Source organism: Stenotrophomonas sp. PvP093, from assembly GCF_017876915.1.
Taxonomy (GTDB): Bacteria; Pseudomonadota; Gammaproteobacteria; order Xanthomonadales; family Xanthomonadaceae; genus Stenotrophomonas; species Stenotrophomonas muris.
The window spans coordinates 4,283,747-4,309,229 of record NZ_JAGIOX010000004.1 but is presented as its reverse complement, the minus strand read 5'-3'; the positions used below and the strand labels follow the sequence as shown (position 1 = coordinate 4,309,229).

The following is a 25,483-nucleotide window of genomic DNA, read 5'->3' as shown; positions in this document are numbered from 1 at the left end:
AAGCAAGAATAAATTATTGACCGGCATCCCGGCCCGTGTTACACAGCCGTTACCACCCGCGCTGGGGAAGTGTCGCTGTGGATCCTGCCATTCGCAAACCGCGTCTGCCTGCTGCTGCCGGCCTGTGTGCCGCGCTGCTGCTGTGGGTGTCGGTCACGCAGGCGGCAGACGGGCGCAGCAGCCAGCAGCGTGCGCGCCAGGCGCAGGTGATCGACCTGATCGACGGCGGCCGCTTCAGCGACGCCGATGCGTTGCTGGCGACAGGGAGCGATGCTGCCGAAGGCGCGTTCCAGCGTGAGCGCATGCGCCGCATCCGCCTGGATCTTTCCCTCGACGAAACCGCCGCCAAGTCTGCCGTGCGCCGCTGGATTCCCGACCTGACCGACGAGGAATTCGCGCGCTGGGACCAGCTTGGCCTGATCGAGCATCTCGATATCGATGGCGAGCGTTGGTACTTCAAGCGCGCACCGTCGAATCTGTTCCTGCTCAGCGACGAAGCACGCGCACGCCGCCGTGCGGATGCGCCGATGCCGCCTCCAGGGCCCAACGAAGTGCTCAACGCGCACCACACGCGCGTGGTCGCCGCGGCCGAACAGAGTGGCCGGGCGTCGGTGCTGCCGCAGCGTATCGAATTCACCCAATCGCTCACGGTGAAGGCCGATGCCGTGCCGGCCGGCGAAACCGTGCGTGCCTGGATTCCGTACCCACGCGAGATCCCCGGCCAGCAGGAGCAGGTGCAGTGGCTGGGCAGCAGCCCAGGCAAGGCGCGGGTGGCACCGGCCAGCACCTTGCAACGCACGGCCTATCTGGAGGCCAAAGCGGTGGCCGGGCAGCCGACCCGCTTCGAGATCCGCTACGCGGTCACGATCTTCGCCCGGCACACCGCGATCGACCCGGCCGTGGTGCAACCGACCCCGGCCGATACGGCGTTGAAGCCGTATCTGGCCGAGCAGCTGCCGCATGTGCGCTTCACCCCTGCGTTGAAGCTGTTCTCCGACCAGGTGCTGCAGGGCGAGACGCGCCCATATGAAGTGGTGCGCAAGCTGTTTGCTGCGGTCGACCGTATTCCTTGGGCCGGTGCGCGCGAATATTCCACGCTCAGCAACATCAGCGATTACGCGCTGCGTTCCGGCCATGCCGATTGCGGGCAGCAGACCCTGCTGCTGATCGCGCTGCTGCGCCTGAACGGCATTCCCGCGCGCTGGCAGTCGGGCATGGTGTTCTCCGACGACGGCAGTGGCTACAACAACCTGCATGACTGGGGACAGGTCTACCTGGCGCCGTATGGCTGGCTGCCGATGGACGTTACCACCGGCGCACTGGCCATCGATGTGCCGGCCTTGCGCAACTTCTACCTGGGTGGCCTCGATGGCTACCGCATCGCCTTCAACGATGATTTCGGCCAGCCCCTCGTGCCGGCCAAGCAGCACTTCCGCTCGGAAACGGTCGACTCGCAGCGCGGCGAGGCCGAGTGGGCAGGCGGCAACCTGTACTTCGACCAATGGAGCTACGACTTCCAGTGGCGGGTACTGCCAGCCAGGCAACGCTAGCGCGACACATCGCATTCCACACCATTCAATTCTTGCAGGAGAGAGCAGGGGATGAAGGCTTACAGCATCAAGCGGGCGGCGTTGTGCGTCGCTCTCGGGGCGTGTCTGGGCGTGATCGCGCCCAGCGCATTCGCACAGGATGGTTCAGTGGTCGGCCGGCTGGTCAGCGATGCCGGCCAGGTACCGGCCGGTGCCACGGTGACCGTACGCAACCCGGCAACGGGCTTCGTGCGCTCCGTGCAGGCCGAAGCCAACGGCAGCTACCGCATTCCGCTGCTGCCCGTCGGCACCTATGAGATGGAGGTGAGCCTGCCCGGCGGAGGGGCCAGCCGTGTCGGCCAGGTGACGGTCAGTCTCGGCAGCGCGACCACGGTGAACGTGCCGCTGGGTGCGGTCAGTACCTTGGGCACGGTCGAAGTGCGGGCGCCGCAGGTGGTGTCGATGGTGGATGTGAAGTCCACCGAGTCGGCCACCAACATCACCCGCGAGGAACTGTCGCGCCTGCCAGTGGACCGTGACATCACCGCGGTGGCGCTGCTCGCGCCGGGCGCGGTGAAGGGCAAGGGGTCGCTGGGCGGGCAGGGCATTTCCTTCGGCGGTTCGTCGGTGGCCGAGAACACCGTCTACATCAATGGCCTGAACGTCACCGACTTCTACAACCGGGTCGGCTTCTCGTCGGTGCCGTTCTCGTTCTACCAGGAATTCCAGGTCAAGACGGGCGGCTACTCGGTGGAGTTCGGGCGCAGCACCGGCGGCGTCATCAATGCGGTGACCCGCTCGGGCAGCAACGATTTCAAGGCCGGTGCCGAACTGGTGTTCGAGCCGCGCGCGTGGCAGTCGCAGGCACGCGACCGCTACGACGGCAGCGGCAGCCGCTACATCACCGCCAGCCGCGATGACTACAGCCGCAGCGCGCTGAATGTGTTCGCTTCCGGTGCGCTGGTGCAGGACCGCCTGTTCTTCTTCGGCATGTACGAGGCGCGCGACTACCGTCCCACCTCGACCAATGATGCCGGCACGCGCCTGAGCCAGGGCAAGGCCGATGATCCGTTCTGGGGCGGCAAGATCGATTGGCAGATCACCGACAACCAGATGCTGTCGCTGTTCGGCTTCTCGGACAAGAGCAAGACCCTCACCGACGTCTACGCTTACGACTACGCCACGGGGCAGACCGTGGGCGAGCGCAGCAACCAGATCTACAACACGGTGGGTGGCAAGAACTGGTCCGGTACCTACAGCTGGCAGGTCAACAACGACCTGACCATGAAGCTGATGTACGGCGAGAACAAGCGCAACCGTGTGCAGAGCTCGTTGATGGACCAGAACTGCAACCGCGTGTTCGACAACCGCACGGCCGGCCAGGGCGTGCCGCCGTCGCTGCAGGGCGACCGCAGCTGCACCAGCAGCTCGCAGCTGGAGTCGGCGCTGGACACGCGCAAGGCCGCGCGCGCGGATTTCGAATGGACGTTGGGCAACCACCTGCTGCGGTTCGGCCTGGATCGGGAAGAGAACACCTCCGATTACAGCCGCGCCTATCCGGGCCCGGGCGGCTTCCGCTACGACATCTACTACCGCACTCCCGGCAGCTCGCTGAACGGTGGCGTGGTGCCGGCCAGCGGCGTGGTCGTGCGCACCCGTCGCTATGAAGTGGACGGGGCCTTCGAGACGATCAACTCGGCCTACTACCTGGAAGACAACTGGCAGGTGACGCCGAATCTGCTGCTGAACATGGGCCTGCGCCTGGAAGCCTTCGACAACAAGGGCGGCGACGGCAGCAGCTACATCAAGATCGACGACATGCTGGCCCCGCGCCTGGGCTTCTCCTGGGACGTGCGCGGCGATGGCACGACCAAGGTGTTCGGCAACCTGGGCCGATACTTCCTGCCGGTGGCCAACGTCATCAACATCAAGCAGGCCGGTGGTTTCCTCGACGAGCGCACCTGGTACGAGTTCCTCGGCTACACCGGCGCAGCCAACAACATCCCCAACCTGGGCGCGCAGATCGGCCCGGTGGACAACTCGCAGGGCGACGGCAGCGTGCCGGACCTGCGCGCGGAAGTGAACCGGGACATGGACCCGGTCTACCAGGATGAAGCGATCCTGGGCTTCCAGCAGATGATCAACGAGGCCTGGTCGGTAGGCGCCAGCGTGACCTACCGGCGCCTGCACAATGCCATCGATGACATGAACATCACCGCGACCGGCCAGTGTGGTGCCGTCGACGGCGTGTGGATCATGGGCAACCCGGGGCGCACCAACACCGTGTGGGGTGACACCGACTGCGACGGCCGCAACGATGGCTGGATCAGCATCGACACCTCGAAGGAAGGTTGGGCGCTGTATGACGACAACGGCAATTATGTCGGCCAGCGCGGCTGGGTGAAGCCCAAGCGTGACTACAAGGCGCTGGAACTGCAGGTCGACCGCGCGTGGGACGGCAAGTGGGGCTTCAATGCGTCCTACACGCTGGCCTATGGCCGCGGCAATGCCGAGGGTCCGGTCAACTCCGATACCGACTTCGCCGATGCCGGTCGCACCGAGAACTTCGACAATCCGTGGGTGAACTACGGGGGCTATGGCTACCTGGCCAATGATCGCCGCCACCAGTTCAAGTTCCGTGGCAGCTACGCGCTGACCGAGAACCTCAGTGTGGCGGCTACGCTGGGCGTGCAGTCGGGCAGCCCGATTACCCGCTTCGGCGCCGGCAATCCGTTCGACGACACCGACTTCCACAGCTACTACGTGTGCGTGTCCAACTGCCAGGCGACGGTTCCGTCCCAGCGCGTGTTCGTGCATTCGCCACGCGGTGGCGATGGCCGCACGCCCTGGACCTATGACCTGGACGTGAGCGTCTCGTACAAGGTACCGATTCCCACCGATCTGCGCCTGAAGCTGGCGGTGTACAACGTGCTCAACCAGCAGCGCGTGGTGACCGTGGACCAGGACTACGAGCCGCAGGACAGCATCGGCACGCCGAACCCGCTGTACCGCTACGGCACCGGCTTCCAGTCACCGCGCTATGCGCAGTTGACCGTGACATGGGCCTATTGAAGCCCGCACGGCAGGCTCGAAACTGCGTCTGCGCGGCGGCGCTGGCGGTGTTCCCGGTTGCGGTGGCACAGACCACCGCGACCGCCTCCCTCGATGCCGATGTCGCTGCCGTCGTCCAGCTCGAGCACCTGCCCGGGCTGGCGATGGCGGTGGTCGACAACGGGCAGGTGGTCTATCGCCACGCCGAGGGCGCGCGTGGCGATGGCGGCCGCATCGACGAGGACACGCTGTTCAAGATCGCCTCCAACAGCAAGGCGATGACTGCTGCACTGCTGGCGCGGCTGGTGCAGCAGGGCAGGCTGCGCTGGGATGATCCGGTGCAGCGGCATCTGCCGGGCTTCCGCATGCACGATGCGTGGGTGGGCCAGCAGATGCAGGTGCGCGACCTGCTGATCCACAACAGCGGCCTGGGCCTGGGCGCCGGGGACCTGATGCTGTGGCCGGAGCCGAACGCGTTCACCCGTGCCGACATCATCGCCGCATTGGCGCATCTCAAGCCGGTCAGCAGCTTCCGCAGTCACTATGCCTACGACAACCTGATGTACGTGGTGGCCGGTGAAGTGGCCGCTGCGGCGGGCGGCAAGCCGTATGACCAGCTGATGCGCGAGCAGGTGTTCGAACCACTGGGCATGACGCGCTGCCAGGTGGGGGCGTGGTCGGTGAAACGCGTGGGCAACGTAGCGCAGCCGCATGCCTGGCGTGGCGAACGCAATGAAGTGGTGAACGCCGATGGTGGAACCAGCCCGGACCTGCCGTCGATGGCGGCCGGCGGCATCCGTTGTTCGTTGCGCGACATGACGCGCTGGATGCAGGTGCTGCTCGATCCCACCCTGGCGCCCGGCTGGCTGGACACGGAGCAGCGCCGCACGCTGTGGACCCTGCACATGCCGATGCCGCTGGGTGAACGCCAGCGGCGCTGGGACAACGCGCACTTCTACGGCTACGGCTATGGCTGGCGCGTGTCCGACATGGACGGCCAGTGGAAAGTGGCGCACACCGGCACGCTGTCAGGCATGTATTCATCGCTGGCGCTGCTGCCTGACCGGAAGGTGGGCGTGGTGATGCTGATCAACGGCGAAGGCGAGGACGCACGCATGGCCCTGATGCAGGCCGCGCTGAAGCGCTTCACCGCAGCGGACGATGCGCGTCCGGCGATGGACTACCTGGCCGAACTGAAGGCTGACCAGGCAACGCGGGCCGCGACCGGCCATTCGCGGCCATCCACCGCGGCGGCGCAGGAGACGAGCCGTACGGACCTGTCCCGCTGGCAGGGCCGCTACCGCGATCCGTGGCTGGGCGCGGCCTCGCTCTGCCCGGGCAAGGACGGCCTGCGTTTCAGCGTGGACAAGTCGCCCAGGCTGCAGGCCACGGTGCTGCAGCTGCAGGGGCGCTGGCTGCTGCGCTGGGATACGCTGGGCGACGAGGCGCAGGCGTGGCTGCAGCCGGGCGAAGCCCCGGCACCGTCGCTGGACCTGCGCGCCATCGACCCGGACATCGACTTCAGCTATGACTTCCAGGACCTGCATTTCACTCGTACTGGCGACTGCGCTGGCGGCGACCACCCGCGCCGCTGAGCCACCGCGCGTTTCACCGGCAGCCGACGCGGCCAGCGCCGGACTGGTGGAGATCCGCACGTTGTCGCCGCGCATCGACCTGGATATCCGCTATGCCGGTGCCAACAACTTCACCGGTGCGCGCGTGCCCGGCTACGAGGCGCCATCGTGTTATCTGCTGGCGCCGGTGGCGAAGGCGCTGGCACAGGTGGAACAGGACCTGCGCGGCGATGGCTTCGGCCTGCGGCTCTACGACTGCTACCGGCCGGTGCGTTCGGTGCAGGCGTTCATGGCCTGGGTGAACGATCCGCGCGAGCGCTCGCGCAAGGCACAGCAGTACCCGGACCTGGACAAACCACGGTTGCTGGCCGACGGCTACATCGCCGAGCGCTCCGGCCATAGCCGCGGTGCCACGGTTGATCTGGGCCTGCTGGATTGCCGCAGCGGTGCATGCACGCCGCTGGACATGGGCACCGACTTCGATTTCTTCGGTCCACGCGCGCATACGCAGGCAAGCGGATTGAGCGATGCGCAACAGGCCAATCGCCAGCAGCTGGTGCGCGCGATGGCGCGGCGGGGCTTCGTCAACTATCCGCAGGAGTGGTGGCACTACACCCTGCAGCCCGAACCGGATCCCGGCACCGCGTACGATGTCCCGGTACGGTAGGGGCATCGGCAGGGCTGCGCCCCGCCTCTGACAGTTTCCCGCGTGGTCCGTTGTAGAGCCGAGCCCATGCTCGGCTGCTCCTTGTTCAATCGTCGAGATATTCGATTTGGATGGAGATTCATCCACGCATGGCGTGGATCCACTGTGGCTGCCGATTGGGTCCGGCGCAGATCCCTTACACTGGCCGCCTTCTCATCCCAGCCCACCCGATGAACCTTCCCCTGCACTTCGGCCTGCTCGGCACCCTGGAAGCCGGCGCCATCGCCCTGCTGGTCGGGCTGCTGGTGTACTTCGTGTGGTCGCGGCTGTGCCGGCTGCTGCACTGGTCGGTGGGGCATGCGATCGGCTGGTCCTGCGTCATCTCGGTGGTGGCCTCCGCTGGCATCGATGCGTGGAAGCTGTTCTACATGGGCATCGTGCGACTGGAGTCGCCGCTGTACGCGCGCCTGTTCCTGGCCACCATCCACGATCCGAACGAGCTCGGCAGCCGTGTCGTGCTGGAAATCGCCGGCGCGCTCGCCGGTGTCGCCTTGGGATGGGTGTTGTTCAGTTCGCGGTCATTGGAAAAAACCGTCGACTGACGCAGGTTTTTCGTTGCCTGCCGGTTAAATGCAGAGGCGCTGAATGCGCATCTTATGAGCTGCTCACTCCTCGCTAACCAGCGCGCTAAAGCATGCGTGGATGCGAGTGGTTAATCGTGCGTGTGGAGGCCGGTCGCGGCCCAAAATCGATTCAGAAACGCGGTGGCAGGGTAGGTGCCGTGCGGAAACAACAGGCCGCGCAACACCACCCAATATGCAGGAGACACCCCTGATGACTATTCGCAACCGCAAGCCCCTGATCGCCCTGATCGTCGCCGCTGGCAGCGTGCTGGCCATTCCGGCGATGGCCCAGTCGGCCAAGCAGCAGGCCGCACATGCGCAGAATGAAGCGGCGCAGGCCCAGCAGGCGGCAGCACAGGCCGGGCAGGCGGCTGACCAGGCGACCGATGCGGCCGCAGCGGCCTCGGCGCAGGCCAACGGTGGTGGCCAGACCTGGGCCAGCATCGATACCGATGGCAACGGCACCATCAGCAAGACCGAGGCGCAGGTGAACGCTGGCCTGGCCCAGGTGTTCGACCAGGCCGATACCAACAAGGACGGCGAGCTGAGCGCCGACGAGTACAAGGCCTACGTGGCCGCGCAGCAGGCCGGTGCGGGTGCCGGCGCGGCGCAGGGCCGCTGATCCAGACCTGATTCGGGAAGACCGGTGCATGGGGACCCGGGCGGCTGCGGCCGCCCGGGTTTTTCTCGTCATCGCCACCCCTGTATCCTTGGCCGATGAACACGTCCACGCCTGCGCCGTCGCGCGCCATCGGCCTGGTCGGTTTTGACGGTGACGACACGCTGTGGAAGAGCGAGGACTACTACCGCAAGGCCGAGCAGGATTACCTTGACCTGCTGTCGCGCTATGTCGACGTGCACGACACCCAGACCGCGCGCCACCTGCTGGAAGTTCAGCAGCGCCACCTGGGCACCTTCGGCTACGGCGTGAAGAGCATGACCCTGTCGATGATCGAAGCGGCCATCGACATCACCGGCCAGCGCATCGAGGCCAAGGACATCCAGCGCATTCTGGATATCGGCCACGATACCCTGCGCCACCCGGTGGAACTGATCGACGGTGTGCGCGAAGCCGTGGCGGCCATCGCCGAGCGCTACCCGGTAGTGCTGATCACCAAGGGCGACCTGTTCCACCAGGAAGCGAAGATCAAGGTCGCCAACCTGGCCGAGCTGTTCCCGCGCATCGAGATCGTTTCCGAGAAGGACCCGGAAACCTACGCCCGCGTGCTGGCCGAATTCGAACTGCCGATGCAGCGCTTCGTGATGGTCGGCAACTCGCTGCGCTCGGACATCGAGCCGGTGGTGACCCTGGGTGGCTGGGGCGTGCATACCCCGTACGCGGTGACCTGGGCCCATGAGACCCAGCACGGCGTGGCCGACGACGAACCGCGCATGGTCACCGCCGATACCGCCCACGACTGGCCGGCCGCACTGGCGGCGATCGAGGCCAAGGCCGCTGCGGCGGCCTGACAGGGCCCGGCAGGTGCGGCAGAATCGTGGCATGAACGTTCGACTGCGCGCGCTGTTGTTGTCCCTGCTGCTGGCGCCGGCCACCGTGCTGGCCCAGCAGACCGCCGAGCGTTCGGCTGCGTATGAGGTGGCAACCGGTGACCGCTGGATCGATGCCCAGTTGCAGGACATCAACCATTACGCCGAACGCTACCCCGATGCCTTCCTCGATGAAGTGTCGCGCTACGCCGATGTCCCCCGCGGCTACATCAATGCGCTGTTCACCACCCATGGCTGGCAGGCCGGGGATATCTATTTCGCCTGCTTCTGGGCCAAGGCCAGCGGCCAGACCTGCTGCGACAGCGTGCGCGCCTTCAGCCAGGACCCGGAGGGCGGCTGGGAAGCGGTGGTGAAGCGCATGCCGGCCAAGCCGGACAACCTGCATTACCGCGCTGTGCGGCATGCCATCGTGGCCAGCTACCAGCACTGGGACCGGCCGATCACCCTGGATGCCACCCTGAAGCGGCAGTTGAAGCGGTAGTGCCGGCCGTTGGCCGGCAACTGCACCCTTACAGGCATCAGGAGGTTGCCGGCCAGCGGCCGGCACTACCCGGCCATGTTGCTCTGCGTATCGCCGCCGCCGCGCGCTCCGGCGACAATACGGGTCCGAGCTGTTCCCCGTTCCCGTAATCGAGTGACTGATGAGCGCCTCTTTCGTTTCGCCTGATGTGATCCGCCGCCTGTTCGCGCAGGCCATGTCCCGCATGTACCGCACCGAAGTGCCGCTGTACGGCACGCTGGTGGAGCTGGTGGAGCGGATCAACGCGCAGGTGCTTGCCCAGGACCCGGCACTGGCCGCGCAGCTGCAGCGCAACGACGAGCGTGCGCGCCTGGACGAAGAGCGCCATGGCGCGATCCGCGTCGGCACCGCGCAGGAGCTGGCGACGCTGCGCCGCCTGTTCGCGGTGATGGGCATGTACCCGGTCGGCTACTACGACCTGTCGGTAGCCGGCGTGCCCGTGCACTCCACCGCGTTCCGCCCGCTGACCGGCGCCGCGCTGGCGCAGAATCCGTTCCGCGTGTTCACCTCGCTGCTGCGCCTGGAGCTGATCGAAGACGAAACCCTGCGTGCCGAGTCGGCGAAGATCCTGGCACGCCGCCGCATCTTCACCGACGGCGCACTGGCGCTGATCGACCAGGCCGAGCGTGACGGTGGCCTGTCGCAGGCCGACGCCGAGCGCTTCGTCGACGAAGCACTGGAAACCTTCCGCTGGCACGGCGATGCCACGGTCGATCTGCCGACCTACCACGCGCTGCACAATGCGCACCGCCTGGTGGCCGACGTGGTCAGTTTCCGTGGCCCGCACATCAACCACCTGACCCCGCGCACGCTGGACATCGACGCAGCGCAGGCGGCAATGATCGAGCACGGCATGGCGGCCAAGGCGGTGATCGAAGGGCCGCCGCGCCGCGCCTGCCCGATCCTGCTGCGCCAGACCAGCTTCAAGGCGCTGGAAGAGGCCGTGCATTTCCCGGATGCGGACGGTGGCGATGCCGGCACCCATACCGCGCGCTTCGGCGAGATCGAACAACGCGGCCTTGCGCTGACCCCGAAGGGCCGCGCGCTGTACGACCAGCTGCTGTCGCAGGCACGCGATGCCGGTGGCGAAGGCAGTACCGGTGGCGACTACGGGCAGCGCCTGCAGGCGGTGTTCGCCAGCTTCCCGGATGACCATGACACGCTGCGCCAAGAAGGATTGGGCTACTACCGCTACCAGCTGACCGACGCCGGCCGCGCCGCGCCGGAACGCGTGGCCGATCTGCCTGCCGAAGTGCTGGTGGCCGCCGGCCTGGCCACGGCCGATCCGATCGTCTACGAGGATTTCCTGCCGGTCAGTGCCGCGGGCATCTTCCAGTCGAACCTGGGCGGCGAAGAACAGCGCGCGTATGCCGCGCACGCCAACCGCGAGGCTTTCGAGCAGGCGCTGGGCGTGGCGGTGAATGACGAGTTCGAGATCTACGAGCGGCTGCAGGCCGAATCGCTGGCGGCGCTGCGCACCGCGTGAAGGTAGAGCCGGCCGCTGGCCGGGCGCACCGCGTGAGGTAGAGCCGGCCGCTGGCCGGCTGTAGGGGAAGCCGGCCAGCGGCCGGCTCTACCCGATGTCCGGACCCGGGGTCAGCCCTTCATCGTGCCCGTATCCAGCCAGCGCTGGTGCCACGACAGTGCTTCGGGCAACAGGTGCGGGGTGTGCTTGCCGTAGCTTTCGCGGCTGGCACGGTCGAAGTAATCCTGCAGCTGCGGGCGGAAATCCGGGTGCGCGCAGTTGTCGATCAGCACCTGCGCGCGCTTGCGCGGGGTCAGGCCACGCAGGTCGGCCAGGCCCTGTTCGGTGACGATCACCGACACGTCGTGCTCGGTGTGGTCGACATGGCTGGCCATCGGCACGATCGCCGAGATGGTGCCGTTCTTGGCAGTGGACGGGCTCAGGAACGCCGACAGGAAACCGTTGCGGGCGAAGTCACCCGAACCGCCAATGCCGTTCATGATCCGCGTGCCCATCACGTGCGTCGAGTTGACGTTGCCGTAGATGTCCACCTCGATCATGCCGTTCATGCCGATGCAGCCCAGGCGGCGCACCAGTTCCGGATGGTTGGAGATCTCCTGCGTGCGCATGATGATGCGCTCGCGGTAGAAATCGATGTTCTCCTTGAACGTCTCGTTGGCCTGCGGGCTCAGCGCGAAGCCGGTACACGAGGCGTAGCTCAGCACGCCATCGCGCAGCAGGTCGAGCATGCCGTCCTGGATCACTTCGGTGAACGCGGCCAGGTCGCGGAAACCGCTCCTGGCCAGGCCGGCCAGCACGGCGTTGGGGATGTTGCCCACGCCCGACTGCAGCGGCAGCAGGTTCGGCGGCAGGCGGCCCTTCTTCACCTCGTGCTTGAGGAACTCGATCAGGTGCGAGGCGATCTGTTCGCTGGCCGCATCGATCGGACTGAACGGGCTGTTGCGGTCCGGGCCGTTGGTGCGCACCACGGCCACGATCTTGTCCGGGTCGCAGCGCAGCGCGGTGTCGCCGATGCGGTCGTTGGCGTTCACCAGCGGAATCGGCTTGCGGTGCGGTGGCAGCGCGGTGCCGTAGTAGATGTCGTGCATGCCGTCGACGCCGGCCGGCTGCCATTCGTTGACCTCGACGATCACCTTCTTGGCCAGGTCCAGCCAGGTCTTGTTGTTGCCGACCGAGGTGGAGGGCACCAGCGAGCCATCTTCGCGGATGGCCGAGACTTCGATCACGGCGGTATCGATCTCGCCGTAGAAGCCGAACCACACGTGCTGGGCGACGTGGCTGAGGTGGATATCGATGTAATCCAGCTTGCCCTCGTTGATGCGGTTGCGCGCATCCGGATCGCTCTGGAACGGCATGCGCATGGCGATGCCATCGGCCTTGGCCAGCGCGCCATCGAGTTCCGGCGCGGTGGAGGCACCGGTCATCAGCTTGATCTGGAAGGGCTGGCCCTGGGCGTGCACCGCTTCGATGCGGCGGGCCAGTTCGACGGGAACGGCCTTGGGATACCCGGAGCCGGTGAAGCCGCTCATGGCCACGGTTTCACCGGGCTGGATCAGCGCGGCTGCGGCCTCGGCGGAGACCACGCGGTCACGAAGACGCGCGTTGGCGATGCGATCAACAGACATGACGACAGTGTTTCTGGGGGGAAACCCGATTATCGGCCATCCTCATCCGTACGGGGGGTTCTACCTTCGTGGAATGGCTTTTCCCCACCGGGGTCACCCATACCCACCGGTTTTGTTTTGCAGTGCAGCGTGCAAAGTGCTTTCGCAGCCCGCACGATGGCCCTGCATCCCGACGTGGGGGAGGGAGCAGAGCCCGCTGGCAGTTCGCTGCAAGCGGGCTTTTTTATTGCCTGCCGCCCAGAATGAATGCGCGGCACCCCTTCGGGGTCGGATCCTTTTGCCAAGGGCAAAAGGCTCTGACCCCAGCAGCGGCATCAACCGGCGGCACCTCGGGGTCAGAGCCCTTCGCCGTTGGCAAAGGGATCCGACCCCGCGAGAATCAGCGCATGACCCTCGCCACCGCTGACCTGCCCGCCACCCTGCAGCCCCTTGTCGACCGCGCCCTGGCGCGCCTGGCCCAGGTCCTGCCCGAGCCCGTTCCGGCCGAGCTGCTGCCGCTGCTGACCCGGCTGGCGGTGGCCAGCGACTTCGCGCTGGACACCCTGGTGCGGCAACCGGCGCTGCTGGCGCAGCTGGCCGCGCCCGGCTGCCCGCCGATCCCGGCGCCGGTGCTCGATCCGCTGCAACCCAGCGACTGGCCGGCACAGCTGCGGCGCTGGCGCACCGCGATGTCCACGCGGCTGATCTGGCGTGACCTGGCCGGGCTGGATGACGTGGCGCAGACCCTGGCTGGCGCCACCACCCTGGCCGAGGATTGCCTGCGGCTGGCGCTGGACGCCCTGCAGCAGGAATTCGCACAGCGGCACGGCGTGGTCCGTGATGGCGCAGGCGTCCCCCAACAGCTGGTGGTATTCGGCCTGGGCAAGCTCGGCGGTGGCGAGCTCAACTTCAGTTCCGATATCGACCTGGTCTATGCGTACCCGCAGGGCGGCGAATCCGACGGTCCGCGCGCGCTGGCCGCCGAGGAATATTTCGCCCGCCTCGGCCAGCGCCTGGCCAAGCTGCTGGACGAAACCACGGTCGATGGCTTCAGCCACCGCGTCGACCTGCGCCTGCGCCCGTTCGGCAGCGCCGGTCGCGTCGCGCTGTCGTTCGCGGCGATGGATCAGTACTTCCAGCGCGAAGGCCGCGACTGGGAGCGCTATGCGTGGCTGAAGGCGCGCGCGGTGGCCGGCGATATCGACGCCGGCGAAGCGTGGTTGCAGACCCTGCGCCCATTCGTATACCGCCGCTACCTGGATTTCACCGCGCTCGACGGCCTGCGTGAGATGAAGGCGGCGATCACCGCCGAAGTCGCGCGCCGCGAGCTGCACGAAGACATCAAGCGCGGCGCCGGTGGCATCCGCGAAATCGAGTTCCTGTGCCAGGCGCTGCAGCTGATCCGCGGTGGCCGCGAGCCCGCGCTGCGCGAGCGCCGCCTGCTGGTGGCACTGGACGCGCTGGTGTCCGCCGGACAGATTGCGCCCGACGATGGCGCTGCGCTGCGCGAGGCCTACCTGTTCCTGCGCCGGTTGGAGAACCGCCTGCAGATGCTGCGCGACGCGCAGACCCACGTGCTGCCCAGCGACGCGCTGGACCGCGCGCGCATCGCCATCGGCCTCGGCTACCCGGATTGGGAGGTACTGCGCGCGGCACTGGCCGAACAGCAGCAGCGGGTCAGCACCGAATTCGCCGCGCTGCTGGCCCCGCGCAAGGGCCAGGCCGCGCCCGACGCGCTGGCCAACTACTGGCGCAGCCTGCCCGAGGGCAGCAACGCGCCGTTGCTGGCCGAAGCCGGTTTCATCGATGCCAATGGCGCAGACCAGTCGCTGTGCGATTTCGCCCAGGGCACCGGCGTGAAGTCATTGTCCGATGCGGCGCGTGCGCGGCTGGATCGCGTACTGCCCGCGTTGCTGCATGCGGCCACGCGTTCGCCGCAGCCCGATGCCGCGCTCAAGCGCGTGCTCGGCCTGCTGCAGGCGGTGCTGCGCCGGACCAGCTATCTCGCGCTGCTGGACGAACAACCGAGCGCGCTGGCGCGTCTGGTCGATGTGCTGGCGCGCAGCGCGCTGCTGGCCGAGCGGCTGGTCGCGTATCCGCTGCTGCTGGATGAACTGCTGGACGTGCGCGTGTCCGGACCGATGCCCGATGCGGCCGGCATGCTGGCCGAGTGCCAGCAGGTGCTGGCGGTGGAAGATCCCGAATCGGCACTGCGCTGGCTCAACGAGACGCGGCTGGCGCTCAGTTTCCGCATGGCGATGGCCACGCTGGACGGCCGCCAGGGCGCGGTGGACAGCACGCGGCAACTGGCCGAACTGGCGCAGGCGGTGGTGATCACCGTGCTGGCGATGGCCGAGGCGGACATGCGCGCCGCGCACGGCGCGATTCCCGGTGGACGTTTCGCGATCATCGGCTACGGCAGCCTCGGCGGGCTTGAACTGGGCTTCGGTTCCGACCTGGACCTGGTATTCCTGCACGACAACCCGGCCGGCGTGGAGGCCAGCGACGGCGCGCGTCCGCTGGAGCCGGGGCGCTGGTATGCGCGGCTGGCGCAGAAGGTGATGGCGCTGCTCGGTGCGGTCACCGCCGCCGGCCGCCTGTACGACATCGACGTGCGCCTGCGCCCGGATGGCGGCAAGGGGTCGCTGGTGTCTTCGCTGGCCAGCTACACCGAGTACCAGCGCGAACGTGCGTGGACCTGGGAACACCAGGCGCTGGTGCGCGCGCGTGGCGTGGCCGGCGATGCCAGCCTGCTGGCCGATTTCGAGCAGGTGCGTGCACAGACGCTGGGGCGTGAGCGCGACATGGATGTGCTGTATGCCGACGTGCTGAAGATGCGTGGGCGCATGCGCACCGAACTGGACCGCAGCGACGCCGCACGGCTGGACCTGAAGCAGGGTGCGGGCGGCGTGGTGGACCTGGAATTCCTGCTGCAGACCGGCGTGCTGGCGCGCAGCGCGCGGCACGTGGCGTTGCTGCAGCCGCGCGATACGCCATCGTTGATCGATGCGTTGGCGGTTGCGGGCTTCCTGCCCGATGCCACCGCGCAGGCGCTGCATGGCGCGCACGCCACGCTGTTGGACGTGGGCCTGGCCTGCACGCTGGACCGCCGCCCGCGGCTGGCCCCGACCACGCCGGCGATTGAAGAGGCGTGTGCAGCGATTACGGCGGCGTGCAGAGCGGCAGAGCTGCCGTTCGCCTGAGTGCCGGATGGCGGAGGACTGCAGTTGGTAGATGCCAACCTTGGTTGGCATGAATGCCAAGCGCCAACCAAGGTTGGCGACTACCGGATCAATGGCCCTGCGATGGCCCGCTGTTGTAGGTGCCGACCAACGGTCGGCACCCACCGGCTCAATGGCTCTTCGATGGCACGCCGTTGGTAGATGCCAACCTTGGTTGGCATGAATGCAAAGCGCCAACCAAGGTTTGCGACTACCGGCTCAATGGCCCTGCGAGGGACTGCCGTTGGTAGATGCCAACCTTGGTTGGCATGAATGCCAAGCGCCAACCAAGGTTGGCGACTACCAGATCGGCCCTGCGATGGCCCGCTCCTGGTAGGTGCCGACCGTTGATCGGCACAATCTGTCGGCAGCGATGAGTTCTGCAGGGCGTGCCGACCACCGGTCGGCACCCACCGGATCAATGGCCCTTCGATGGCACGCCGTTGGTAGATGCCAACCTTGGTTGGCATGAATGCAAAGCGCCAACCAAGGTTTGCGACTACCGGATCAATGGCCCTTCGGTGGCCCGCTCCTGGTAGGTGCCGACCGTTGGTCGGCACAATCTGTCGGCAGCGATGAGTTCTGCAGGGCGTGTCGACCAACGGTCGGCACCCACCGGATCAATGGCGGTCAGCTGGTGGCGCGCAACGGCGCCATCTTCCACAACAACGCGCGGAACGGGGCCAGCAGGCAGACACCGATCGCCAGCTTCACTGCCAGGTCGCCGGCGGCCCAGCTCACCCACGGCAAGGTAGAACCGGCAAACGCGATCGACCAGAAAAGGGTGGTGTCCACCGTCGCGCTGCAGGTGGTGGCCACCATCGGTGCGCGCCACCAGCTGCCGCGCCGCAGGCGGTCGAACACGGTGATGTCCAGCAGCTGGGCCACGATGAACGCCGAGCACGAGGCAATGGCGATGCGCGGGGTGGCCACCCAGATCGACAGCAGCACCGCCACCGCGAAGCCGATCCACGCCACGCGGCGCGCCGGGCCCGGGCCGAAGCGGCGGTTGATCAGGTTGCTGACCAGGAACGCGACCGGATAGCTGAAGGCGCCCCAGGTCAGCCAGTCGTTGATCGGGTACTGCACCAGCACGTTGGACAGCAGCACCACTGCACCCATGGCCAGTACCGCCAGCACCAGGGCGCGCGGGGTCAGCGGGGCAAACAGAGGGGCAGGACGCACGGACATGGCGAGCCAGGGGGACAAAGGGGATCGCCCATTATCCGCCCGGCCTGCGGCAAAGCCAAAACCGGTCGTTCAGCTTTACAGCGCTTCACTCATCACATCACCGGCGGCATAGGCCGTCGGCACATAGGCCAGGGTCTGGCCCTGCGCGCTCTTCACGTTCCAGCCGGCACCGGCCTCGGTGGGGTCGAAATGCACCCGTTGCCCGACCACGAAGGCTGCAGTCGGGTTCTCGCCCGGCGGCTGCACCGGCCAGCGCAGGGTGGCGGTGTGGTCGGCCTTGTCCGGTACCTGCAACTGCACCTGGCGTTCGCCCGTGGGCGTGGTCTCCACCTTCTTCACTTCCATTGGCGGCAGCGGCACCGCCTTGGTGCGGGTCGCCCTGGCATTGCGTTCGCTGGCCTTGAACGGCGCCTTGGACAGTTCGGACAGGCCCATCGAGGCCGCCATCGGCAGCGACAGCACCACGAACGAGGTCACGATCACGCTGGCCTCGCTGCTGTTCAACTGCGGCGCGGCGCCGGCATGGACGGTGGGCACCAGCAGCGCTGAGAGCAGCAATGCAGTGGTGGGAACGCGCAGGCAACGGAACATGGAGACCTCCTGGTCAGCGTGGGGCGGCGGCTCAGCGCCGGGTATCGAAGATGTCGCGCGGGCCGGTAGCCTCGGGCAGGTATTCCAGCGCACGGCCCTGGTTGTCCTTCAACTGCCAGCCCTGGTCATTGCCCGTCGGCTCGAAGTTCACGGTCTGGCCCACGGTGAACTGCACGGCCGGGTCGCCAACGCCGCGCGGGTACTGCATCGACGCGGTGTTCTGCGGATCGTTGGCATCGCGCAGCAGCACTTCGCGGCGGCCGTCGACGGTAGTGGCAATCGCGCTCACCTCCATCTGCGGCAGCTTGATCTGCTGCGGGCGGGCCAGCGGCTGGCCGGCATCGGCGGCATCCTGGGCTTCCTTCGCCGCGGCGGCGCGGGCCGAGGCCACCATCTGCGTGGACATTTCCAGGCTCGGTCCCTGCGGGCCCGGGTCATGGATGATCACGATGCGGCGTTCGGCATGGGCGGCCGATGACCAGGCCAGCGCGGTGACGATCAGCATCGATACCAGGGAGTTGTGCAGCAGACGCATGTCGTTCTCCTTGCGGGATTCAGGGCGAGGCGGCGGTGGCACCGGCCACCGGCACATGGGGGATCACCAGTTCCTGCTGCAGCTGGCTGCGCTGGTGCAGGAAGTCGAACACCGATTCCACCGTCACCACCGAATAGTTGCCGGAGATGCGTTCGCCGGCCGGATGGTCGGTGGTGGTGGCGTTGGCCACGAACAGGCGCGCACCCACGCGCTTGCCCAGGCCGATATGCAGCACGTTGGGCTGGTACTTCTGCTGGCGCAGCCACTGCTGTGCCTGTTCGCGCTTGACGATGGCCGGCGCGCCTTCGGCCTGCGCCATCGCCGCCGCCAGCACTTCCAGCACCCACTGGTTGGAGTTCTGGTAGTCGGTGGCGAACGGGTAGGCGACCACGTTGTACTTGGTTTCGTGCAGCGCCTTGGGCTGGATCGAGGGCGGCACCAGCATCGCGCGCAGTGCGGCACGCAAGGGGGCCGACGGCACGCCGATGCGCAGGTCGGTATGGCCGCCGCTCTCGCCGACGAAGTTGCCGAGGCCCTCGTGGTACAGCTGCGAGCTGTCGGTCTTGCAGCGGTTGAGCAGGTGCATCGCGCGCCAGCGGCCGTCGTCCTCGCGCAGCAGGAAGGCCAGGTGGCTGTGGCGCAATCCATAGCGGCTCAGGTCCTGGCCACCGCGCGCGGCGACCACCACGTCCACATCGGGCAGCGCGTCCAGGCGTTCGGCGGTGGTCCAGGCCACGTCCAGCATCGCCGCCTGCGACGCCACGCTGGGGGAGCGCTCGCGGCATTCGGTACTGTTGGCCCAGGACGGTGCGGTCGCCAGCAGGCTGGCGATCAGCAGCGCGGCGCGGGGCAGGCGGGAAAAACGATCCATGTCGGTACCTTCAACGGCGGGCAGGCCCGCGCGCCGATCATACGCTGCTCAGCGCAGCGGGCGATCCACGCCCTTGCGCTTGAGCTCCTTGTCGCAGGCGTCACTGATGGGAGCCACCGGCAGTGGCGGGCGCTGGCCCTTCGGATCGCGCAGCGCCGGTTGTTCGCGGTACGCGTCCAGCTGCTGCTGGCATTGATACGAGATCGGATCCAGCTCGGTGGGCGCGGTGGAACACGCGGCGAGCAGGGCCAGGGGCAGCAGGAGCAGGGTACGCATGAAGAAGTTCAGTCCAACGGGGGGCCTTGGACTGTAACCGTGGTGCCGGATCGAAATGTTCAGAAAACGCTGCGCACCCGGCATTACCGCGATGCCAGGCGCCCAGGATTGCCGGCCAGCGGCCGGCACTACCCCAGTGCCAGGCGCTGTTTCACTTCCGCCGCCACCCGCGCGGTTTCGCGCAGCGGCTCGATGCGGTCGTACTGCCAGTCCAGCCAGTGCGCCTGCAACCGCCCGCGTTCGCGCAGCTGCTGCTGGAAGCGCGCCAGGCGGCCCTGCGCTGTGTCGGCCAGCGCCACCATCACCGGCATGCGCGTGGCGCACGCCTCCGAGAGCAGGTTCACCGAATCGGGCGAGACCACCACGCGGTTGGCCCAGCCGAGCAGGCCGCCATAGGGATTGGTGCCGTCGCCACCATCGCCCCAGATCACGTGCGGCAGGTCGGCGAACTTCGCGCGCAGGATCTCGGCCAAGGCCGGCGGCGTGCGTCGCGAGGTGGTCGCCAGCAGGCTGCCGCCTTCGCTGCGGATCTGGTCGGCCAGCGCCTGGAATACACCGACCATCGCCGTCTCATCCCACGGCGCCAGTGGCGTCGGCCCACCGACCAGCAGTGCGGTGCGCGGGCCGGGCAGGGTGCTGAAGCCGGCGAACGCAGCGCGGCCCCAGGCCAGCCAGTCATCGTCCACCGGGTTGAGGCTGCCGAGCAGGGTCAGCACGTTGCTGCCGCGCAGGGCGTCGTGTTCGGGCACCACCACCACGTCCCAGTGGCGCTCGCCAATGCGCGGGTCGAGGATCTGCACCACCTGGGTGCCGCGTGCGCGCAGCACGCGCAGGGCGCCAGCGGCCTGGCGGCCACAGCCGATCGCCAGCGCCGGGGCGTCGGCAGCCAGCGTCGCGAAGGCCTCGCCGTAGCCGTTCACATCGCCGGGCAGGCGCCGCGGCGACAGCCAGCGCCAGGGCGCGCGCGGTTGCAGCAGCAGCGGTCGGTGGGTGCCCTGGCGCAGTGCCGAGGCCAGCGCGACCGCCTGGCGGACATTGCCCGCACGGCCGTCAGTGACCGTCCAGGGCGCGCTCGATCGTTTCACCATTGGCATTAATTCGTTTCAGTCCTGCTGGGTGTTGCAACAGTCGCGACACTCTACACTGCGGCTCGTCGATTCGCCCCGCGCCGCCCGCGGGCACTGACTTCCTTTCGCCGCCCTGGAGATCCACCGATGTCCCACGCGCTCGACGCCGCCGCCCTCGACCAGCTGTTCCGTACGGCCCGCACCCAGAACGCCTTCCTCGACAAGCCGGTCCCCGAGAGCCTGCTGAAGGAACTGTACGACCTGGTGAAGTGGGGTCCCACCGCGGCCAACACCACGCCGGCCCGCTTCGTCTTCGTCACCTCGAAGGAAGCCAAGGACAAGCTGGCCCCGGCGCTGTCCGAAGGCAACCTGGCCAAGACCATGGCCGCGCCGGTCACCGTCATCATCGGTTTCGACCTGGACTTCCACGAGAAGCTGCCGTACCTGTTCCCGCATACCGATGCCAAGGCCTGGTTCGACGGCCCGCAGGAAGGCCGCCACGAAGCCGCCATCCGCAACGGCAGCCTGCAGGGCGCCTACCTGATCCTGGCCGCGCGCGCGCTGGGCCTGGATGCCGGCCCGATGTCCGGCTTCGACCCGGGCAAGGTCGACGAAGCCTTCTTCGCCGGCACCTCCATCAAGTCGAATTTCCTGGTCAACCTGGGTTACGGTGATCCGGCGGGCCTGTTCCCGCGCCTGCCGCGCCTGTCGTTCGACGAAGCGGCGCGCATCGCGTAAGTCGCTGTATCGGTTTCGGGCCCGCCGTCGTGCGGCGGGCTCTTGCTGCACCGTGTACCCACCCTACGATCCGGAGAGTTCCTCAGATGAGCGCCACCCGTAAACTGCTGCTGCCGCTGGCCCTGACCCTGGCCATCGCCGCCTGCTCCAAGCCGGCCGACACCGCTGCCCCGGCGGCCGATGCCGCCGCCCCGGCCACCACCGAGCAGGCCGCCACCCCGGCCGCCGATGCCGCCGCTGCTGCGCCGGCTGCCGAAGCGATCAAGATCGCCTCGGGCACCTACAAGCTGGACCCGAGCCACACCGACGTGCTGGCGCAGTGGAGCCACTTCGGCTTCTCCAACCCGAGCGCGCACTTCGGCAACGTCGAAGGCACGCTGGTGTACAACGCCGAAGACGTGACCAAGTCCACCGTGGAAGTGAAGCTGCCGCTGAGTGGCCTGAACAGCTTCACCGCCAAGTTCGACGAGCACCTGAAGAGCGCCGACTTCTTCGACGCCGCCAAGTTCGCCGATGCCACCTTCAAGAGCACCAAGGTGGAAGCGGCCGGCACCAACAAGCTGACCGTTACCGGTGACCTGACCATCAAGGGCATCACCAAGCCGGTCACCCTGGACGTCACCGTCAACGGCGGCGGCGAGCACCCGATGGCTAAGGTTCCGGCCGCCGGCTTCGATGCCACCACCACCCTGAAGCGCAGCGATTTCGGCGTCGGCGCGTATGCTCCGAATGTCAGCGATGAAGTGAAGATCCGCATCACCACCGAAGCCACCGGCGAAAAGCCGGCCGCTTGATGCACCCCGCTCACTCGTCGTGAGAAGGCAGAAGGCCCGCTGAAAAGCGGGCCTTCTTTTTGGGTGCGGGGGAACGCGCGTTGGTAGATGCCAACCTTGGTTGGCACATGGGCACTCCGCAGGCCAACCAAGGTTGGCCACTACCGGGTACGCGCCCTCAGCGCAACGCGCCCAGCCACGCCCCACATGCTTCGCTCGGGCTCTGCTTGGCCTTCACCGCCAGCCCGCTCACCCGCACGAACGTCTGCGCGGCCTGCGCCACCACCTGGCGCGCGATCAGCGCCGCCTGCTTGGTCGCGGCCTGTTGCTTGCGCAGCTGCACGATGTGCACCGACGGCCGGCCCACCGGCGCGTACTTCTGGTCGCGGCGCAGCACGTCGGCCACCTGGGCCACTTCGAATTCGGCCTGCAGGTAGCGGTGCTGTGCCGCCACCAGCTCGCGCAGCGGCGCGCGCAGTACGGCGGTGTCGGCGAACGCGGCCAGCGCCGCATCGCAGGCGGCGTCATCGGCAAAGCGGGTACGCAGCGCATCCACGCTGGCCAGGGTCAGTTTGGCCATGTGGGCCTCGTTGCTGCAGGAAAGGAGCGCGATTGTCGCATTGCCTGGCGGCTGATGCGTTGAACCGGGTGTCGGAATCCGTGTAGAGCCGAGCCCACGCTCGGCTCATCGCGCGCAGCGCGAGGGTTTTCCGATGGCGGAGCGGAGAGCAGCCGAGCGTGGGCTCGGCTCTACAATGGCTGTTGTATCACCCACGGAAGGAAGACCCATGCAGGACGCGCAGTACTGGTTGAACGAATTCTGGTCGGGCCTGAGCGTGCTCGATCTGCTGGGCGGCAGTGTGCTCGGTACGCTGCTTGGCCTGGTGCTGGGCATCCTCGGCTGGCGCTGGCTGCACAGCCGGGGTTGGTTGCAGCGGCGCAAGCGCTGGCATCACTGGCTGCTGGCCAGCTACGTGGTGCTGCTGCCGCTGGCCACGGCCTTCTTCGGCCTGCAGCTGGGCTTCACCGCCGGTGCGCACCGCGCGCTGTTCAAGCAGCTCGATCATTTCCAGCCGCACCTGCAGACCCTGGTGGAAGGCTGGAGCGAAGGCTTCACCGACTCGCTGGACGACCCGCGCATGCGCGAGGCATTGCGCAGCCAGGGCACGGTGGGCGATGTGGCCGACACCATTGCCTCTGCCTACCTCAGCGAACATCCGTTGCCCGGCCTGGACCGTCTTGGCAATGGCCCGTTGGCACGCGGCACCGGCTGGGTGATCGGCAAAGTGCGCGAAGGCCTGCTGCGCGGCATGGTGGAAGACACGCTGGTGGACAAGGCCGGCACGGTCGGGCTGGAACCCAAGGTGGTGCGCGAGGCGCTGACCATGCATGTGGATGAGCTGCTGCACACCCGTGGCGTGCTGCGGCTGGTGAAGGCACAGATCAACGGCATGATGCCCGGCGTGTACTTCGGGCTGCTGTTGCCGCTGCTGGTCATCGCGCTGCTGGTAGCGCTGGAGATCTGGGCCGCGCAGCGGTTCGGGTGGACGCGGCAGGTGGCCAAGCCGCCGGTCGCGGCCCCTCCTGTAGAGCCGAGCCCATGCTCGGCTCATCGCGCGTAGCGCGATGGGTCCATCGGTGGCCGAGCGGAGAGCAGCCGAGCGTGGGCTCGGCTCTACACAGTCAAGGGCGTGCGGACCAACGGTCCGCACCCACCAGGCAGGTTCTGGTGCATGGGGTCAGATGCCTTTTCCACAGGAAAAGGGATCTGACCCCGAGCCGGTCAATCGCCGTCGGTTTCGTCCGGGTGAGCCTTCCAGTAGCCGGTCGAGCGGATCCAGTCGCGCGGCACGCCCAGGTGGCCTTCGATGAACTTGCGCATCATCCGCGCGCGGCGCGATTCGGTGGCGATCCAATAGAAGACATCGCCGTCCGGGGCCTCGAAGTCGGTCAGCATGTCTTCCAGCAGCGTGCTGCTGGCCGCCGGGAAGCCGTTGCGCTCCAGCCAGTGGATGCGCACGTTCTCGTACTGCGGCAGGTCCTGGCGTTCGGCCTCGTCGCGCACTTCGATGAAGGCCTGCACCTCGGCAGCGTCCGGCAGCACGTCCAGCCAGCGGGCGATGGCCGGCAGCGCGGTTTCATCGCCGATCAGCACGTAGGCGTCGTAGGTGTCGGCCACCACGAACGAGCCGCGCGGGCCGCCGATCACCAGCGTGTCGCCCGGCTGTGCGCGTTCGGCCCACGGCCCGGCGACGCCCTGGTCGTGCAGCACGAAGTCGATGGCCAGCTCGCCGGTTTGGTGGTCCCACCAGCGCGGGGTGTAGTCGCGGGCCGGCGAGGGCTCCTTGCCGTCCGGGTAGCTGCGGCCTTCGGCGGTCAGCACCGGCAGCACCATCTCGCCGCTGGCATTGGGGAAGAACAGCTTGATGTGGTCGTCGGCGCCGGGCGAATCGAAGCCGGCCAGCTCGTCGCCGCCCAGCACCACGCGGCGCATGTGCGGGGTGACGTCTTCGGTGCGCAGCACGGTCAGTTCACGGAAGCGCACATCCAGGCGCAGGCGCGTGTTGTTGTGTTCGGTCATGGGGATACCTGTAAACGTGTCGCGCGAGGGCGCGCGGCATGGGGAGGACCTGGCTGGATTCAGTCTGGCTGGGTCGTTGAAAACGGTGGGTTCTCGCTACCGGCGGTACCGTTGAGCAGGGCCGAGGCCCGCGTCAGCAGCGCCGCCACTTCTTCCGCCTCGCCCTCGGCCCAGCGGCCGTGCTGATGCACCAGCGCCCGCTTGAACTCGCGCAGGGCAGTGGCCAGCGGCGGCGGCAGCGAGGCCTTGGTGATCTCGCGGGCACGGTCGAAGGCACGTCGCTGCGCCAGACGCACCTGGGTGCGCTGCACCTTCAGCTCGAACTCGCCGGCAGCGGTGATGCGGAAGATCCGCTTCCCATCCACTTCCTCGGCCTCGATCCAGCCGGCCTGCTCGAAGCTGGCCAGCAGCGGGTACATGGTGCCGGCGCTGGGCGTGTAAGCCTGCATGAACTGGTTGCTGATCAGCTGCATCAGTTCGTAGCCATGGCGCGGCTGCTCGCCGATCAGGGCCAGCACCAGCAGGCGCAGGTCGCCGCGGCTCAGCACGCGTGGCTGGCCGTTGCGGCGGGGCACCGCCGGATCGGTGGAACGGGCTCTGGGAGAAGGGGGGCGGCTCATTTCGATATATCGGTAAACGAGTGTGCAAACGATATATCGATATATCGAAGCCGGCAATCATCGATCCGGCCACAAGCAGGACCGTTTTGGGCCACGGGCGGCCGCGTGCACAGCAAAAGGGGCGCCCCTTGCAGGGCGCCCCGGCGATGCTGTGGAAGGGAGCAGGGCCGCCAGGCCCCTCACTCGCGGCCCACGCTGGACCCGCAGCCGGTACCGATCCAGAGGCAGGTGCGACATGTTGTCGCCGGTTCAGTACCGTTGCCCGATCCGCCCCTACAGCGGTGCCGGAGTTGCCCTACAACCGTCATCGGCAGCAGTAACACTGCGTCCTGCACATGGGCGCAGCGGCCCGCAAGCGACAGCCCGCGCAGCCGCCAAGGCCCGCCGCAGGGCCGTCAGCGGGCCCGGCAAGCCCCTTGCGGACACTGGCCGGTTGCATCCATACGCCTGCGTAGCCAAGTGACGAAAGCCCTTGGT

At 67.6% G+C, this 25,483-nt stretch carries 23 protein-coding genes; 13 read left to right on the top strand and 10 right to left on the bottom strand.

What is annotated here, in order from left to right; genetic code table 11:
• Nucleotides 1–77 precede the first annotated feature (77 nt).
• The 9 genes from J3A72_RS22715 (at nt 78) to J3A72_RS22675 (ending at nt 10,938) form a co-directional block, all read left to right on the top strand.
• On the top strand, nt 78–1,550 hold the full coding sequence (locus J3A72_RS22715) for a transglutaminase-like domain-containing protein (protein WP_075076865.1): 1,473 nt from the start codon (nt 78–80) through the stop codon (nt 1,548–1,550).
• Nucleotides 1,551–1,601: 51 nt separating this feature from the next.
• Complete coding sequence (locus tag J3A72_RS22710; RefSeq protein WP_032960962.1) at nt 1,602–4,601, top strand: TonB-dependent receptor; 3,000 nt, start codon at nt 1,602–1,604, stop codon at nt 4,599–4,601.
• A complete protein-coding gene (locus J3A72_RS22705; RefSeq protein WP_075076864.1) occupies nt 4,589–6,175 on the top strand; it encodes a serine hydrolase in 1,587 nt (528 codons plus the stop codon). Before J3A72_RS22710 ends, J3A72_RS22705 begins: the two co-directional genes overlap by 13 nt.
• Nucleotides 6,108–6,821, top strand: a complete 714-nt coding sequence (locus J3A72_RS22700) for a M15 family metallopeptidase (RefSeq protein ID WP_041863017.1) — start codon at nt 6,108–6,110, stop codon at nt 6,819–6,821. The genes J3A72_RS22705 and J3A72_RS22700 overlap by 68 nt, the downstream gene beginning before the upstream one ends.
• 209 nt (nt 6,822–7,030) lie before the next feature.
• Entirely contained in the window at nt 7,031–7,402 is a 372-nt protein-coding gene (locus J3A72_RS22695; RefSeq protein ID WP_046428249.1) for a hypothetical protein, read from the top strand.
• A gap of 232 nt (nt 7,403–7,634) precedes the next feature.
• Complete coding sequence (locus J3A72_RS22690) at nt 7,635–8,045, top strand: EF-hand domain-containing protein (protein ID WP_014035758.1); 411 nt, start codon at nt 7,635–7,637, stop codon at nt 8,043–8,045.
• Between the two features lie 95 nt (nt 8,046–8,140).
• The gene (locus tag J3A72_RS22685) at nt 8,141–8,893 is read left to right on the top strand and encodes an HAD family hydrolase (RefSeq protein WP_075076863.1); all 753 of its coding nucleotides are present in this window, start codon (nt 8,141–8,143) and stop codon (nt 8,891–8,893) included.
• A 31-nt stretch (nt 8,894–8,924) separates the two neighbouring features.
• Nucleotides 8,925–9,413, top strand: a complete 489-nt coding sequence (locus J3A72_RS22680; protein WP_075076862.1) for a hypothetical protein — start codon at nt 8,925–8,927, stop codon at nt 9,411–9,413.
• A gap of 160 nt (nt 9,414–9,573) precedes the next feature.
• Entirely contained in the window at nt 9,574–10,938 is a 1,365-nt protein-coding gene (locus J3A72_RS22675; protein ID WP_014645724.1) for a VOC family protein, read from the top strand.
• Nucleotides 10,939–11,048: 110 nt separating this feature from the next.
• Here J3A72_RS22675 and J3A72_RS22670 read toward each other — a convergent pair whose 3' ends face one another.
• Nucleotides 11,049–12,563: an acetyl-CoA hydrolase/transferase family protein gene (locus tag J3A72_RS22670; RefSeq protein WP_075076861.1), complete on the bottom strand. Its 1,515-nt coding sequence runs from the start codon at nt 12,561–12,563 to the stop codon at nt 11,049–11,051.
• Nucleotides 12,564–12,949: 386 nt separating this feature from the next.
• Between J3A72_RS22670 and glnE the strand changes: the two genes are divergently transcribed.
• Nucleotides 12,950–15,745 (top strand): bifunctional [glutamate--ammonia ligase]-adenylyl-L-tyrosine phosphorylase/[glutamate--ammonia-ligase] adenylyltransferase, encoded by a 2,796-nt coding sequence (gene glnE, locus J3A72_RS22665; RefSeq protein WP_075076860.1) that lies wholly within the window; start codon nt 12,950–12,952, stop codon nt 15,743–15,745.
• 648 nt (nt 15,746–16,393) lie between these two features.
• On the opposite strand, the gene J3A72_RS22660 is transcribed toward glnE, so the two are convergent.
• From J3A72_RS22660 to J3A72_RS22635, 6 genes are all read right to left on the bottom strand, one after another.
• Nucleotides 16,394–16,954 (bottom strand): queuosine precursor transporter, encoded by a 561-nt coding sequence (locus J3A72_RS22660; protein WP_014645727.1) that lies wholly within the window; start codon nt 16,952–16,954, stop codon nt 16,394–16,396.
• Between the two features lie 75 nt (nt 16,955–17,029).
• Complete coding sequence (locus J3A72_RS22655; protein ID WP_014645728.1) at nt 17,030–17,545, bottom strand: hypothetical protein; 516 nt, start codon at nt 17,543–17,545, stop codon at nt 17,030–17,032.
• 31 nt (nt 17,546–17,576) lie between these two features.
• Nucleotides 17,577–18,080 carry a hypothetical protein gene (locus J3A72_RS22650; RefSeq protein ID WP_014645729.1) on the bottom strand — a complete coding sequence of 168 codons (504 nt, stop codon included), beginning with the start codon at nt 18,078–18,080 and terminating at the stop codon, nt 17,577–17,579.
• A 19-nt stretch (nt 18,081–18,099) separates the two neighbouring features.
• Nucleotides 18,100–18,951, bottom strand: coding sequence for a DUF2145 domain-containing protein (locus tag J3A72_RS22645; RefSeq protein WP_075076859.1), 852 nt, complete (start codon nt 18,949–18,951; stop codon nt 18,100–18,102).
• A 48-nt stretch (nt 18,952–18,999) separates the two neighbouring features.
• Nucleotides 19,000–19,227, bottom strand: coding sequence for a hypothetical protein (locus J3A72_RS22640; protein WP_014645731.1), 228 nt, complete (start codon nt 19,225–19,227; stop codon nt 19,000–19,002).
• A 128-nt stretch (nt 19,228–19,355) separates the two neighbouring features.
• Nucleotides 19,356–20,315 carry a mitochondrial fission ELM1 family protein gene (locus J3A72_RS22635; protein WP_075076858.1) on the bottom strand — a complete coding sequence of 320 codons (960 nt, stop codon included), beginning with the start codon at nt 20,313–20,315 and terminating at the stop codon, nt 19,356–19,358.
• Between the two features lie 126 nt (nt 20,316–20,441).
• Between J3A72_RS22635 and J3A72_RS22630 the strand changes: the two genes are divergently transcribed.
• Nucleotides 20,442–21,032 carry a malonic semialdehyde reductase gene (locus tag J3A72_RS22630; RefSeq protein ID WP_075076857.1) on the top strand — a complete coding sequence of 197 codons (591 nt, stop codon included), beginning with the start codon at nt 20,442–20,444 and terminating at the stop codon, nt 21,030–21,032.
• Nucleotides 21,033–21,118: 86 nt separating this feature from the next.
• Nucleotides 21,119–21,826 carry a YceI family protein gene (locus tag J3A72_RS22625; RefSeq protein WP_005415047.1) on the top strand — a complete coding sequence of 236 codons (708 nt, stop codon included), beginning with the start codon at nt 21,119–21,121 and terminating at the stop codon, nt 21,824–21,826.
• 157 nt (nt 21,827–21,983) lie between these two features.
• On the opposite strand, the gene J3A72_RS22620 is transcribed toward J3A72_RS22625, so the two are convergent.
• On the bottom strand, nt 21,984–22,385 hold the full coding sequence (locus J3A72_RS22620) for a hypothetical protein (RefSeq protein ID WP_075076856.1): 402 nt from the start codon (nt 22,383–22,385) through the stop codon (nt 21,984–21,986).
• Between the two features lie 208 nt (nt 22,386–22,593).
• On the opposite strand from J3A72_RS22620, the gene J3A72_RS22615 reads away from it, so the two are divergent.
• Entirely contained in the window at nt 22,594–23,427 is an 834-nt protein-coding gene (locus tag J3A72_RS22615) for a hypothetical protein (protein WP_075076855.1), read from the top strand.
• 161 nt (nt 23,428–23,588) lie between these two features.
• On the opposite strand, the gene J3A72_RS22610 is transcribed toward J3A72_RS22615, so the two are convergent.
• Entirely contained in the window at nt 23,589–24,386 is a 798-nt protein-coding gene (locus tag J3A72_RS22610) for a siderophore-interacting protein (RefSeq protein ID WP_075076854.1), read from the bottom strand.
• A 59-nt stretch (nt 24,387–24,445) separates the two neighbouring features.
• Complete coding sequence (locus tag J3A72_RS22605) at nt 24,446–25,006, bottom strand: PadR family transcriptional regulator (protein ID WP_075076853.1); 561 nt, start codon at nt 25,004–25,006, stop codon at nt 24,446–24,448.
• Nucleotides 25,007–25,483 lie beyond the last annotated feature (477 nt).